The sequence below is a fragment of the Lichenibacterium dinghuense genome (assembly GCF_021730615.1).
GTDB lineage: Bacteria > Pseudomonadota > Alphaproteobacteria > Rhizobiales > Beijerinckiaceae > Lichenihabitans > Lichenihabitans dinghuensis.
This window is the reverse complement of record NZ_JAJLMN010000001.1, coordinates 3204753-3218729: the sequence shown is the minus strand read 5'-3', so window position 1 is coordinate 3218729 and position 13977 is coordinate 3204753. Positions and strand designations below refer to the sequence as shown.

General features: G+C 72.1%; 9 protein-coding genes. 2 read left to right on the top strand and 7 right to left on the bottom strand.

Annotation, left to right across the window (positions count from 1 at the left end):
- Positions 1 to 12: 12 nt before the first annotated feature.
- The 7 genes from L7N97_RS15350 to L7N97_RS15320 all read right to left on the bottom strand — a co-directional run bounded on the left by L7N97_RS15350 (position 13) and on the right by L7N97_RS15320 (position 10040).
- Entirely contained in the window at positions 13 to 1281 is a 1269-nt protein-coding gene (locus L7N97_RS15350) for a vWA domain-containing protein (RefSeq protein WP_237479195.1), read from the bottom strand.
- The gene (locus L7N97_RS15345) at positions 1278 to 2213 is read right to left on the bottom strand and encodes an AAA family ATPase (RefSeq protein ID WP_237479194.1); all 936 of its coding nucleotides are present in this window, start codon (positions 2211 to 2213) and stop codon (positions 1278 to 1280) included. The genes L7N97_RS15350 and L7N97_RS15345 overlap by 4 nt, the downstream gene beginning before the upstream one ends.
- Before the next feature lie 2 nt (positions 2214 to 2215).
- A complete protein-coding gene (locus L7N97_RS15340; protein WP_237479193.1) occupies positions 2216 to 3022 on the bottom strand; it encodes an FAD binding domain-containing protein in 807 nt (268 codons plus the stop codon).
- A gap of 88 nt (positions 3023 to 3110) precedes the next feature.
- Positions 3111 to 5477, bottom strand: a complete 2367-nt coding sequence (locus L7N97_RS15335) for a xanthine dehydrogenase family protein molybdopterin-binding subunit (RefSeq protein ID WP_237479192.1) — start codon at positions 5475 to 5477, stop codon at positions 3111 to 3113.
- A 92-nt stretch (positions 5478 to 5569) separates the two neighbouring features.
- A complete protein-coding gene (locus tag L7N97_RS15330; protein ID WP_237479191.1) occupies positions 5570 to 6070 on the bottom strand; it encodes a (2Fe-2S)-binding protein in 501 nt (166 codons plus the stop codon).
- 129 nt (positions 6071 to 6199) lie between these two features.
- A complete protein-coding gene (locus L7N97_RS15325) occupies positions 6200 to 6694 on the bottom strand; it encodes an SRPBCC family protein (protein ID WP_237479190.1) in 495 nt (164 codons plus the stop codon).
- Positions 6695 to 6836: 142 nt separating this feature from the next.
- Entirely contained in the window at positions 6837 to 10040 is a 3204-nt protein-coding gene (locus tag L7N97_RS15320) for an EAL domain-containing protein (RefSeq protein WP_237479189.1), read from the bottom strand.
- Positions 10041 to 10664: 624 nt separating this feature from the next.
- Between L7N97_RS15320 and L7N97_RS15315 the strand changes: the two genes are divergently transcribed.
- Positions 10665 to 12719: a phospholipase C gene (locus L7N97_RS15315; RefSeq protein WP_237479188.1), complete on the top strand. Its 2055-nt coding sequence runs from the start codon at positions 10665 to 10667 to the stop codon at positions 12717 to 12719.
- Positions 12720 to 12792: 73 nt separating this feature from the next.
- Positions 12793 to 13818 carry a type 2 periplasmic-binding domain-containing protein gene (locus tag L7N97_RS15310; protein WP_237479187.1) on the top strand — a complete coding sequence of 342 codons (1026 nt, stop codon included), beginning with the start codon at positions 12793 to 12795 and terminating at the stop codon, positions 13816 to 13818.
- Positions 13819 to 13977: the final 159 nt, after the last annotated feature.

Below are 13977 nucleotides of genomic sequence, written 5' to 3'. Positions count from 1 at the left end.
CGGCGCGGGCGATCATCGCGCCGGTGCGGGCCGCACCGGCCCGTGGGGTCGGGGCCCCTCGCCCGGTCCTCGCGCGAGCCACGCCCTCGGGTCGCCGCCGGGGCCGCCCCGGTCGAGCGCCGTGCAGAGTTCGGCCACGGCCTTCAGGTTGTGGATCGGCCGGAACTCGTCGACGAGGGGCAGCATCGTCCGGATGCCCGACGCCTGTGCCGCGAAGCCGTCGAAGCGCAGGAGGGGATTGAGCCAGACGAGCCGCCGGCAGGACCGCTGCAGGCGCCGCATCTCGGCTTCCAGCTCGGGCAGGCCGTCGCGCTCCAGCCCGTCGGTGAACAGGAGGACGGTGGCCGACCCGGCGCCGACGCGCCGCAGCCAGTGCCGGTTGAACAGGCGGAGCGAGGCGCCGATGCGGGTGCCGCCCGACCAGTCCGGCACCGCGGCCGAGGCGGCCGCGAGCGCCTCGTCGACGTCGCGATGCGTGAGCGCGCGGGTCACGTTGGTGAGGCGCGTCCCGAACAGGAAGCTCGCGACGCGCCGCTGCGCCGACAGGGCGTGGAGGAAGTGCAGGAAGACGCGCGTGTAGTCGGCCATCGATCCTGAGATGTCGCAGATCGCCACCACGGGCGGCGGCTCCTCCACGCGCTCGCGCCGGGCGAGGTCGATGGCGCCGCCGCCGGCCCGCAGCGAGCGGCGGAAGGAGCGGCGGGGGTCGACGCGGCTCCCCCGCGGGTCGCCGGCGAGGCGCCGGATGCGGCGCGCGTCCGCCGGCAGGCGCAGCGCGCGGATGGCCGCGAGGGCGGCCGCCACCTCCGCGGCACCCATCTGGGCGAAGTCCCGCGTGCGCAGCACCTCGGCGGCCGAGACAGTGAAGCGCGCGTCGAGGTCGAGCGACGGCTGCGGCTCGGCCGCCGTGGGCGCGCGACGGAACAGCGCGTCCGCGACGCGGGTGGCGCCGGCCTCCGCCTTGGGCCGGACGGGCGACTTCGGGGGCGCTTTCGGGGACATCGCCCCCATCAGCTGGTCTAGGAAGCCCCGCCGCCGCCAGAACACGTCGAACACGCCGTCGAACAGGACGGCGTGCTCGCGGCGCTTGACCATCACGGCGCGGAGCACGGCCCGGAAATCCTCCCGCGCCGTGAAGGACGCCGTGCGGGCGGCCTCGACGGCGTCCAGCACCGCGCCGGGGCCGACCGGCAGGCCGGCGTCGCGCAGCGCGCGGGCGAAGTAGAGGATGTTCTCGGGCAGCCGGCCGGGGCCATCGGCGGCCGCGGATGCGGCGGTCACGCCGGCCCCAGCTCGGCCCGCACCTGATCGACGAGCGCCCGCGCGCGGGAGCCCGCGATCCGGGCGATGTCGTCCTGGTACTTGAGCAACACGCCGAGCGTGTCGTCCACGGTGGCGGGGTCGAGCGCGACGGCGTCGAGTTCGGTCAGCGCCGTCGCCCAGTCGAGCGTCTCGGCGACGCCGGGCGCCTTGAACAGGTCCTCGCCGCGCAGGCGCTGCACGAAGGCGACGAGCTCGCGCGTCAGCGCCTCGCCGGCGCCCGGCGCCTTGGCGGCGAGGATGGCGCGCTCGCGCTCGGCGCTGGGATAGTCGATCCAGTGATACAGGCAGCGGCGCTTGAGCGCGTCGTGGATCTCGCGCGTCCGGTTGGAGGTGATGATCACGATCGGCGGCGCCGGCGCCCGCACGGTGCCGAGCTCCGGCACGGTCACCTGGAAGTCGGACAGGATCTCCAGGAGGTAGGCCTCGAAGGCCTCGTCGGCGCGGTCGAGTTCGTCGATCAGCAGCACGGGCGGGCCGCCCTCCTGCGGCTCCAGCGCCTGCAGGAGCGGCCGCTTCACGAGGTGGCGCTCGGAGAACACGTCCTCGGCGAGCCGGCCGCGGTCCGCGGCGCCCCCGGCCTCGGCGAGGCGGATCGCCATCATCTGCCCGGCGTAGTTCCACTCGTAGACCGCGCTGGCGACGTCGAGCCCCTCGTAGCACTGGAGGCGGATCAGCTTCCGGCCCAGCGCCGCGGCCAGCACCTTGGCGATCTCCGTCTTGCCGACGCCGGCCTCGCCCTCCAGCAGCAGCGGCCGGCCCATGCGCAGGGACAGGAACAGCACGGTGGCGAGCGGCCGGTCGCCGACGTAATGCGCGGAGGCCAGCAGCGACAGCGTGTCGTCGATGGAGGCGGGCGCGGAGCGCGGTGCCGCCGGCTCGGATCCGAGCACGCTCAGGCGAGGGCCGCCTTGACGGCCCGGCGCGCCATCACGCCGATGAGGTGCGCGCGGTATTCCGCGTCGGCGTGGATGTCGGAGTTGAGGCCGTCCGCGGAGGCTCGGAGCCCCGCGATGGCGCTTTCGGAGAAGTCCGCCTTCAGCGCCGCCTCGAAGGCGGGGGCCCGGAACACGCCGGAGGCGCCGGCCCCCGTCACCGTCACGCGCACCTCGCCGTCGGCCCGCTCGGCCACGCAGACGCCCACCATGGCGTAGCGCGAGGCCGGGTTGCGGAACTTGGCGTAGCCGGCCCGCCTCGGGACCGGCCAGGAGATGGCGGTGATCACCTCGCCCTCCTCCAGCGCCGTCTCGAACAGCCCGAGGAAGTAGTCGTCGGCGCCGATCTCGCGCCGGTCCGTGACGATCGTGGCGCCGAGCGCCAGGGCCGCCGCAGGATAGTCGGCGGCGGGATCGTTGTTGGCGAGCGAGCCGCCCATGGTGCCGCGGGCCCGCACGGCCGGGTCGCCGACGATCGAGGCCATCTCGGCCAGGGCCGGGATCGCTTCCCGCAACGCGTCCGAGGTCGCGACCTCGCCGTGGCGCGCCATGGCGCCGATCACCACGCGATCGCCCTCGCGGCGGATGCCGGACAGCGCGCCGCGCAGCGTCCCGAGGTCGACGAGGTCGGACGGGTTCGCGAGCCTGAGCTTCATGGCGGGCAGCAGCGTCTGGCCGCCGGCGAGGAACTTGCCGTCCGGCTTGCCGGCGAGCAGGGCCGCGGCGTCCGCCACGGTCGCGGGGCGGTGGTAGTCGAAGGCGTACATGGGGCTGACCTTCCGGGACGGGATCGAAGGGCCCCCGGCCCTTCGCGGGGCCCGGGGCGGCGCCCCGGACGCGATGGGAGGACGGCGTCTACTCCGCCGCCATCTTGGCCGGCGCGCGCCGGATGGCGCGCCACACCTTGAGCGGCGTCGCCGGCATGGTGATGTCCTCGTGGCCGAGCGCGTCCGTGATGGCGTTGATGACGGCCGGCGGCGCCGCGATGGCGCCCGCCTCGCCGCAGCCCTTGATGCCCAGCGGGTTCGACGGGCAGCGCGTCTCCGTCGTCTCGACCGAGAAGGCCGGGAAGTCGTAGGCGCGCGGCATCTGGTAGTCCTGGTAGCTCGCGGTGATGAGCTGGCCGGACGCGTCGTAGACCGTGCCCTCGAACAGGGCCTGGCCGACGCCCTGGGCGATGCCGCCGTGCACCTGCCCCTCGACGATCATCGGGTTGATGAGCACGCCGAAGTCGTCCACCGCCACCCAGTTGGCGATGCGGGTCACGCCCGTGTCGGGGTCGATCTCGACCTCGCAGACGTGGACGCCCGACGGGAAGGTGAAGTTGGTCGGGTCGTAGAAGGCACCCTCCTTCAGCCCCGGCTCCAGTTCCTGCCCGTTGAACTTGTGGGCCACGTAGGCCTGCAGCGCCACGGAGGCGAAGTCGATCGACTTGTCGGTGCCCTTGACGGTGAACTTGCCGTCCTTGAACTCGATGTCGCCCTCGGCAGCCTCGAGCACGTGGCCGGCGACCTTGCGGGCCTTGCTCTCGATCTTGTCGAGCGCCTTGACGATGGCCGACATGCCGACCGCGCCCGAGCGCGACCCGTAGGTGCCCATACCCATCTGCACCTTGTCGGTGTCGCCGTGGACGATCGACACGTTGTCGATGGGGATGCCGAGGCGGTCGGACACGAGCTGGGCGAAGGTGGTCTCGTGGCCCTGGCCGTGGGAATGCGAGCCCGTCAGCACCTCGACGGTGCCGACCGGGTTGACCCGCACCTCGGCGGATTCCCACAGGCCCACGCCGGCCCCGAGCGAGCCGACAGCCGCCGATGGCGCGATGCCGCAGGCCTCGATGTAGGCCGACAGGCCGATGCCGCGCAGCATGCCGCGCCGCTCGCTCTCGGCGCGGCGCGCCGGGAAGCCCGCCCAGTCGACGATCTCGAGCGCCTTGTCGAGCGAGGCCGCGTAGTCGCCGACGTCGTAGCACATGATGACGGGCGTCTGGTGCGGGAACGACGTGATGAAGTTCGCCCGCCGGAACTCGGCCGGGTCGCGCCCGAGCTCGCGCGCCGCGGCCGTCATCAGCCGCTCGATCACGTAGGTGGCCTCGGGCCGCCCGGCCCCCCGGTAGGCGTCGACCGGCGCGGTGTTGGAGTAGACGGCATCGACCTCGCAGGAGATGGCCGGGATGTCGTACTGGCCCGACAGCAGCGGCGCGTAGAGGTAGGTCGGGACCGAGGACGAGAAGGTCGACAGGTAGGCGCCCATGTTGGCGATCGTCTTGACCCGGAGCCCGATCGCCTTGCCGCTCGCGTCGAGCGCGAGCTCGGCGTGGGTGACGTGGTCGCGGCCGTGGGCGTCGCACAGGAACGCTTCCGAGCGCTCGGCCGTCCACTTCACCGGCCGGCCGACCTTCTTGGCGGCCCAGACGCAGACCGTCTCCTCGGCGTAGATGAAGATCTTGGAGCCGAAGCCGCCGCCGACGTCCGGCGCGATGACGCGCAGCTTGTGCTCGGGCGCGATGCCGATGAAGGCGGAGAGCACGAGGCGCGCGACGTGGGGGTTCTGGCTCGTCGTGTAGAGCGTGAAGGCTTCCGTGCCCTCGTCGTAGTCGCCGACCGCCGCGCGCGGCTCCATGGCGTTGGGGATCAGGCGGTTGTTGACCAGGTCGAGCGTCGTTACGTGCGCGGCGCGCTCGAAGGCGTCCTCGGTCGCCTCGCGGTTGCCGAGGTGCCAGCGGAACACGGTGTTGTCGGGCGCGACCTCGTGCACGGGCTCGCCGCCGACGGATCCGGCCGTGGCGGTGTCCACCACGGCGTCGAGCACGTCATAGTCGACGGCGATCTTCTCGGCGGCGTCCTTGGCCTGCGAATAGGTGTCGGCGATCACCACGGCGACGTAATCGCCGACGTAGCGCACCTTGCCCTGGGCCAGCGCCGGGTGCGGACCCGCCTTCATGGGCGAGCCGTCCATCGAGTGGATCATCCAGCCGCAGATGAGGCCGCCCACATGATCGGCCGCGAGGTCCTCGCCGGTGTAGACCGCGACGACGCCGGGCTCCCCCTCGGCCTCGGCCGCGTCGATCGAGACGATGCGGGCGTGGGCGTGCGGCGAGCGCAGGAAGTAGGCGTAGGCCTGGCCGGGGCGGTTCACGTCGTCGACGTACTGGCCCTTGCCGGTGATGTAGCGCTTGTCCTCGCGGCGGAGCACGGGGGCGCCGATGCCGGTTGCACTCATGGTTTCCTCCGAAACGGATGCGGGGCCCGGCGGTCTTCGAGGGAGCTCGGCCCATACGGCCTCGGCTCCGCCGCTCCGGCCCTCGTTGGGCGCTACTCGGCCGCGATGGCCGGGATCTCGGCCGGCGCCGCCATGGCTTCGGCGCCGGCCGCCACCGCCTTGACGATGTTGTGGTAGCCGGTGCAGCGGCAGATGTTGCCTTCCAGCTCCTCGCGGATCGTGCCCTCGTCGAGGTGGTGGCCCTTGCGGGCCACGAGGTCGACCGCGGTCATGATCATGCCGGGCGTGCAATAGCCGCACTGGAGGCCGTGGTGCTGGCGGAAGGCCTCCTGCATCGGGTGCAGCTCGCCGCCCCGCGACAGGCCCTCGATGGTGGTGACCTGCGCGCCGTCGCAGGACAACGCGAGGGACGTGCAGGACTTGATGGCGCGGCCGTCGACGTGGACCACGCAGGCCCCGCACTGGCTGGTGTCGCAGCCGACATGGGTGCCGGTGAGGCGGAGGTCCTGGCGGAGGAAGTTGACCAGCAGGGTGCGGGGATCGACGTCCCGCCGCACGGCCTTGCCGTTGACCGTCATGGTGACCGTGGGCATGCTCCCTCCGACCGTTCGTCGCCCCGCGGGCGTCATGCACGCCGCGGCGGGGCTCTTGTTGCCGGTCAGTCTGGAACGGTCCCAAACGATGGTCAAGCGGCCTCTACGGCCGCGTGCAGAAGCGCCCGGTCAGGCCGGCGCCGCCACGGTGTCGCCGACCTCGGCCGCGGCGGCGTCGCCGGCGGCGCATTCGGAGGCGAATTTGGCGAAGAACCCGTCCGCCGTCTTCTTGGCCACGCCGTCGATGAGGCGCGCCCCCATCTGCGCGATCTTGCCGCCGACCGTGGCCTGCACGTCGTAGCGGAGCAGGGTTCCATCATCAGTCTCGGTCAAGGTCACGTCGGCTCCGCCCTTGGCGAAACCTGCGACGCCGCCCTCGCCCGCACCCGATATGCGGTAACTGTTGGGAGCGTCGATGTTGGACAGCTCGACGTTGCCTTTGAACGTGGCGCTGACCGGGCCGATCTTCATCTTGATCGAAGCCGCGAAGGTGTTGTCGCTGGTCTGTTCCATCGCCTGCACGCCGGCGATGCAGCGCTTCAGCACCTCGGGATCGTTGAGCTTGGCCCAAACGGTCATGCGGTCCGCGGGCAGCGTGATCTCGCCCGTCATCGTAAACGCCATGGCGTCCTCCCGGTGCGCTCTGTCGTCGCGGGCCTGAGGTTAAGGATCGACGGGCCGCAGGCAAGCGAGAATGTCGCCGCGCCCGGCGTCCCGGCGCGTCCGGGCGACCCCCATCCGGCCCGGGCCCGCAGGGATGGCCTCGTCACCGGGCGGGCCGGCTCAGCCCTCCCCAGCCGGCGAGGAAGGTGGGCAGGTCGGCGGCGGCCATCGGCTTGGCGACGAGGTAGCCCTGGGCGAGATCGCAGCCGATGCCGGCCAGGAACTCCCACTGGGACGGCGTCTCGACGCCTTCCGCCACCGCCTTCAATCCCAGGCTGTGGGCGAGGCCGATCACGGCCCGGACGATGGCCTTCGCATCGTCGTCCGCCTCCATGGTGGAGACGAACGAGCGGTCGATCTTCAGCCACGACACGGGGAAGCGCCTCAGGTGGGACAGCGACGCGTAGCCGGTCCCGAAGTCGTCGAGCGCGATAGCCACCCCGGCCTCGTCGAGCTGCTTCAGCGCCTTGGTGACCGCCGTCGTCGCGTCGTCCAGGAGGACGCCCTCCGTCACCTCGATCTCGAGGCTCGCCGTGTCGAGCGCGGCGCCCGCCAAGGCCTGCAGCACACCTTCCGCGAAGCCGGGGCGATGGAGTTCGGGCGCCCCCGCGTTCAGCGCGACGTGGCCGAAGGGCACGCCCCGTTCCGTCCAGCCGCGCATGTCCTCGGCGACGCGGCGCAGCATGCGCGAGCCGAGATGGCAGGCGAGATCGGGATCCGCGAACGCTTCCCGCAGATCCGCCGGGGCGCGCAGGCCCGACGCGTCCCGCCACCGCAGGAGGGCCTCGAAGCCGACCACCCGGCCCGTCCGCAGCGACACCTTGGGCTGGTAGAAGGGCAGCACCGCGTCCCTCGCCAGGGCCTCCTTGGCGGAGCGGAGGACGGTGACGCGGCGCTCGAAGTCCTCACGCATGCCGGCGTCGAACGACGCCACGCGGTTCCGGCCCGCCTTCTTGGCCGCGTAGAGCGCCACATCCGCGTTCTTGAGCAGCGCCTTGGCGTCGCCGTCGTGGTGCGGGTAGGCGGACCAACCGACGCTGCCTGAGCACTCGATCTCCCGGCCCTCGTGCATCACCGGCCGGCGCAGGACCGACAGGATGGCCTCGCCGACGGCGGCGGGCGCGGCGAGGTCGCTTTCGCCCAACATGACCACGCCGAACTCGTCGCCGCCGAGGCGCGCCACGGTGGCGCCCGCGGGGCAGCAGTCCCTGAGCCTCTCCGCCATGGCCGTCAGCACGGCATCGCCCGCGTCGTGCCCCATCGTGTCGTTGATCTCCTTGAACCGGTCGACGTCGATGAGCAGGACGCAGGCCTCGGTCCGCCGCCGGTCGGCTCCCTTCACGGCCTCGTCGAGGCGCGCCTGGAACAGCGTGCGGTTCGCCAGCCCCGTCAGCGCGTCGGCGTGGGCCGCCAGCCACAGCTCGTGCTCGACGCGCTTGCGGTCCGTGATGTCCTGCATCGTGCCGATGCGCCGGGCCGGCCGGCCCTCCGCGTCGAGGACGACGCGTTCGCGCTCCTCCATCCAGCGCACCTCGCCGGTCCCGAACCGGAGGCGGAAGACGGTCACCCGCAGTCCGTCGTGGACCTCCTCCAGCATCTTCCGGTCGTCGAGCAGCTCGCCGCGGTCGTCGACGTGCACCGCGTCGGTGAAGAGGCGCCGCTCGGGCCGGACGGTCCGGGGGACGCGGATCAGGTCGTGGAACTCCGGCGACCATTCGCGATGTCCGGTCGCCAAGTCGACGTCGTAGGTGCCGAGCCCGGCCACCTCGCTCGCCAGCCTCAGCCGCGCCTCGCTGGCCTGGAGCGCTTGGTCGGCGGTCCGGCGCTCGTGGATGTCGGAGATGATGCCGACCCAGCCGTCGACGGAACCGTCGTCCGACCGGAGCGGGACGACGTCGTCCCTCACCCAGCGGTGACCGCCGTCGACGTGGCTCAGGCGGTACTCGTTCAGGTAGGCCCGCCCGGCCGCGCAGCCTCCATCGCGCCCCGCCTTCACGCGCGCGCGGTCGTCGGGGTGGATCGCGTCCAGCCAGGCGTCGCCGGCGTCCCGGGCGGAGCGGCCCGTGAACTCCGCCCAGCCCTGGCGCTCGCAGTTGCCCTGGAGCGCGTCGGAATGCCAGACGATGACCGAGGTGGCGTCGAGGAGCGCCTGATACCGGCGCAGCGTCGAGCGGAGCGCGTCCCTCGTCCGCTCGCGGTCCGTGAAATCCTCGAACGTGCCCACCCGCCGGACGAGCCGCCCGTCGTGGTCGAGCACGGACCGGCCCCGCGACGCGATCCAGCGGGTTTCCCCGGTGTCCGGCCGGACGATCCGGAAGGTCGTCAGGGTCATCCCCGCGTCCGTGGCGACGTTGGCGCGGTAGCGTTCGACGACCGCGTCCCGATCCCCGGGGTGGAGGACGTCGACGATGCTGCACCCGTCCCCCGCGCCCGTGAGCCCGAGCATGCCCCGGGCCTCGGCCGACATCCGGCACTCCCCCGTCAGCAGGTCGACGTCCCAGGTGCCGAGCGATGCCGACTCCAGCGCGAGCCGCAGCTTCGCGTCCTCGTCCCGCAGCCGCTGCGCCGCCATCCTGCGGTCGTGGACGTCGGTGACGACCCCGACCCAGGCGATCGTCGCGCCATCGTCGTCCGTCACGGGCGCGGCGCGGTCCTCGACCCATCGCCAACCGCCCGCCTTGGACCGCAGGCGGTACTCGACCGCGTGCTCACCGCCGTCCCGCGGGGCGCCGTGCGGATCCCGCCGCGCCCGTTCCCGATCCTCGGGGTGCACCGCCCCCCACCAGTCCTCGACGCTGGCGGGATCGTGCCCGCAGCCCGTGAACGCGGTCCAGCCGCGGGTGTCACGGCGCCCGGTCTCGAGGTCGAGGCTCCATACGATGTCGGACGTCGCCTCGACCAGCGTCCTGTACAGGGTCTCGGACCGCCGCCTGGCGCGTTCCGCTTCCCGCCGCCCGGTCACGTCGCGGGAGATGACGAGGACGCGCGGCGGCTCGCCCGCGACGGACGGCAGCGGCACGAGGCTGCTTTCCCACCACCGCGGCAGGCCCGTGGCGGTCGGGAGATAGCCGCGCAGCGTGCTGCGGCGCCCGTTCACGGCTTGCGCGAGCGCGTCGCGGGCCGCCTCGCGCTCGTCCCCCTGCCAGAACTCGACCCAGTTCCGCCCCACGGGGGCGGCCGGCCCATCGAACCCCATGGCGGCGGCACCGCCCGCGTTCAACAGCAGCAGGGTGCCGTCGGCCGCGAGCATCTTGATGCAGTCATCGCTCGCCTCGAACGCCAAGGCGACGAGGTCGTGGTTCAGCATCTCGGAAGGTCGGACCGAAAAGCCCATCGTGGTTCAGTCCGGCGCTCTGCATGTCAGGGACAAAGGGGTGACGCCGTCGATGGTAGGACAGGCCCGTTAACAATTGAGGGTGCTATCCAGGGTGCCTCCAGGGCGGCGCTTCAGGAGGCGGCGTCCACGGAGACGGTGGGATTTCAGGGGTATGGGGCGGCGGGCGGAGCGCCGCACATGGCGGAGCCCGCCGCCCCCTGGATGGCCACCGTGCCTCTGGCCAGGATCGGGTTCCGACGCTCGACACCGCCCGGAGAACACGAAGTGCGGTTCGGCAAGCCGCACATCCATCCTCGACCGTTTCTCACCGGTGTGGATCGCAAGCCCGCGATGGCCGTCGATCCACGTCCAGGAGCGGCCTCGTATACCCAAGAGATCGCCCTTAGGCCGTTTGGCCGAGAGAGAAAAAAGGCTCCAGAACGGTCTCTCGAGACAACAAACGCACAGATCTCCCGCGTACCCACGATGGCGATCTCGACAGCCCCGGGGTGGAAGTCCCGGCATGTCACGCGCCTGTCGTGGATCGTGGCTTATCTGCGGCTCACCCTCGCCGGCCGCCCGTCCCATCGCGGCCCTTCCGTGACCGGAGCCCCGATGACGCTCGCGAAACGCCTCCGCGCCTCGACCGCCCTGCTGGCGGCCGCCGGCCTGCTCCACGCCCCCGTCGCCTTCGCGCAATCCGCGCCGCGGCCGGCGCCCGCCGAGGCCGCCATGACGGTGATGCCGGAGTCGAGCAGCTTCGTGAAGCAATACGCTTCCGTGCCCTCGCTCGCGCCGAAGCTGACCTATGCCCAGAAGCAGGCCCTGTTGAAGCAGCACATCAAATACGTCTTCGTGCTGTTCCAGGAGAACCGCAGCTTCGACCATTACTTCGGCACCTTCCCCGGCGCCCGCGGCCTGTTCTCGGGCGGCAAGCTGAACACGGGCCTGCCCGGCGCCGTGCAGCCCATCGTCAACACGGACGGCAGCGTCGGCACGATCTCGCCCTTCCTGATCCCGCAGACCGTGACGGCGGCGAACGGCAAGGCCGTGCCGCTCTACCCCGCCGACCTCGGCGACGTGGACCACGGCCACACCGGCATCGCGGTCGGCATCGACGTCGACCCGGCCACCAACAGGAGCCGCAACGACCGCTTCGCCATCGACAACGAGGGCCTGACCACCGACGCGTCCGGCGCCCTCGTGTCGAAGGCGACCAACATGGCCGCGACCACCAAGCCCACGCTGGCCCAGAAGCAGACGGCCGAGCTGGTGATGGCCCACGTCGACTGCGACACGGTGCCGTTCCTGTGGCAGTACGCCGACCGCTTCGCGCTGTTCGACAACTTCCACATGACCGTGGACGGCCCCTCGACGCCCAACGCCATCGCGATGATCGCCGGCCAGGGCGGCGAAACGCAGTACGTCAAGCACCCCGACCAGGTCGCCTACGAGCCCGTGCTCGGCGACCCCGGCCCCTTCCCGGGCTCGAACCTCGACAAGTCCGCCGTCAAGCCGCCCTTCAACCCGGCCGACGAGAACCCCAACAAGCCCACCCTGCCGCAGACCTACGCGTCGCTGCCCCTGTCCTTCATGGGCCCGCAGATCCAGCAGATCATCAAGTCGGACGAGAACCCGGCGATGGACCTGCTCGACGTGCAGAACGACATCCTCCAGATCGCCAAGCACAACAAGACCAACGTGCCGTGGGGCTGGTACCAGGAGGGCTACGACCACGAGCCCTTCGACACGGGCGCCAACAACGCGGCCTCGACGGCGAGCTACATCGTCCACCACAACGGCCCGCAATATTTCGGCTACGTGGGCGACAACCCGCAGGAGCTGCTCCACCTGCACGGGCTCGGCGACTTCTACACCGACATCGCCAACAGGGCCCTGCCGGCAGGGGGCGGCGTGTTCTACGTGCGCGGCGGCTACAACAACCTCGACGGCCTCGTGCCGCAGGACCCGAACCCGACCGTGCAGGCGGCCTTCAAGGGCAACAACGACCACCCGGCCTATTCGGACTCGCAGATCTCCGAGGCCGCGCTCGCCGACGCCGTCAACGCCATCGCGATGAGCCCCTATTGGAAGGACAGCGCGATCATCATCACCTACGACGAGTCGGACGGCTACTACGACCACGCGTCCTTCGAGATCCGCTCCTACAGCCCGGACGGGCTGCCCTACGCGGCCGGCTCGCGCATCCCCGCCATCGTGATCTCGCCCTACGGCCTCGCCCACGTGGCCGAGCATTCCTATGCCGAGCATTCCAGCATCATCAGGTTCATCAACAACCTGTTCGGCCTGACGCCCCTGGCCGAGCTGCCCGACGAGGCTTCGGCCCGCGCCGCCGGCCTCGCGGCCTATGGCCAGCCGCGGCTCGGGCCGGCCGACAGCGACCAGGTGTGGCAGATGAGCGACATGTCGAACGCCTTCGACAACGCCCGCCTCACCGGCGCGCAGCCGCCCCTGCCGCCCGCCTACGCGATGATCCCGCCCGCGCAGGTGCATTCGCTCCCGCATTACGGTGGCCAGGGCTGCCGCACGCTGCACATCACGCCGACCGACTACCGGAACGGCACGCCGGTCGACCCCGCCCCGGCCGACTTCAACCCGCGCCCGACCCAGACCCCCGGCACCCCCACCTCGGGCACCTGGACGCCCTGATCGGGACGCGCCGCGCGCGGGAGGGGGCCGGGCCATGCCCGGCCCCCTCGCTCGTTTCAGCAAGGGACCTCCGATGAAGACCACGCTCGCCCTCTGCGCCTCGGCGGTCGCGCTGGCCGCGTCGCTCCATGCCGCCCCGGCCCGCGCCGGCGCGGTGCTCGACCGCGTGAAGGCAGCGGGCGTGCTCCGGTGCGGCGTGCTGACCGAGCCCGACGACTGGGGCAAGGACGACGTCCACGCCCCCCTGCCCGAGCTCGGGGAGGACTACTGCCGCGCCGCCGCGGCCGCCGTGCTGGGCTCGCCCGACAGGGTGAAGATCGTCGACGCGCCCTCCGAGCAGGTCGGCTTCCGGGACCTCGCCGCGGGCAAGGTCGACCTGCTGATGGGCGCCTCGCCCTCGGCCGCCTCGAGCGTGGCCTACGGCGTGAGCTTCGTGCGCCCGGTGTTCCTCGACGGCGACGCCCTGATGGTGCACCGCGAGTCGGGCATCCATTCCTTCGCGGACCTCAAGGGCCGCACCGTCTGCTACATCATGGACACGGAGGCCGCCGCGGCGCTGAACGGCGAGGCCGCCCGGCGCGGCGTCGCCTTCAAGCCCTGGAACTTCGAGGAGAACGGCGAGCTGCTCGCCGCCGTGGTGGGCCGCAGCTGCGACGCCTACTTCAACAGCGCCACCCGCCTCGCCGAGGCCCGCACCAACTTCCACGCCCGCACGAAGGACTTCGACATCCTGCCCGAGCGCTATTCCGTGCTGCCCCTCGCGCCCGCCGTGGCGAGCGGCGACGCCCTCTGGGCCGAGGTGGTGGACGCCGTGGCGGCCGCGCCCGTGCGGGCCGAGGCCGGCGGCGTCGACAAGGCCCACGCCGACCTCCTGCGCACGACCGAGGACCCGCTGCTGCGCCCGCTCGGCGGCACGCTGACCGGCATCGACCCCGAGGTGGTCGACGACGGCTGGGCCGCGCGGGCGGTCGGCGCCGTCGGCAACGCCGCCGAGATCTTCACGCGGGATCTCGGCGAGGGGTCGGACCTCAAGCTGCCGCGCGGCGCCAACGCGCTGTGGACGCAGGGCGGTCTGATGGTTCCGGAAGCGCCGCACTGAGGGAGGGTGCGGCGGGGCCCGTCGGCTCCTCTCCGCCGTCATCGCGAGCGCAGCGACGCGATCCAGCCGACGCGCGCAGGACGTGTCGCCCCAGGGGGGCCCTCACGCCGCCCCGCGGCTCCCATCGGTCCTGGATCGCGTCTCTGCGCTCGCGATGAC

Excerpts from the sequence above, each read along its gene's own strand:
- L7N97_RS15330 (WP_237479191.1), bottom strand. The coding sequence starts at position 6,070 with ATGCCCACGGTCACCATGACGGTCAACGGCAAGGCCGTGCGGCGGGAC.
- L7N97_RS15310 (WP_237479187.1), top strand. The coding sequence starts at position 12,793 with ATGAAGACCACGCTCGCCCTCTGCGCCTCGGCGGTCGCGCTGGCCGCG.
- L7N97_RS15335 (WP_237479192.1), bottom strand. The coding sequence starts at position 5,477 with ATGAGTGCAACCGGCATCGGCGCCCCCGTGCTCCGCCGCGAGGACAAG.
- L7N97_RS15325 (WP_237479190.1), bottom strand. The coding sequence starts at position 6,694 with ATGGCGTTTACGATGACGGGCGAGATCACGCTGCCCGCGGACCGCATG.
- L7N97_RS15315 (WP_237479188.1), top strand. The coding sequence starts at position 10,665 with ATGACGCTCGCGAAACGCCTCCGCGCCTCGACCGCCCTGCTGGCGGCC.
- L7N97_RS15340 (WP_237479193.1), bottom strand. The coding sequence starts at position 3,022 with ATGTACGCCTTCGACTACCACCGCCCCGCGACCGTGGCGGACGCCGCG.
- L7N97_RS15320 (WP_237479189.1), bottom strand. The coding sequence starts at position 10,040 with ATGCTGAACCACGACCTCGTCGCCTTGGCGTTCGAGGCGAGCGATGAC.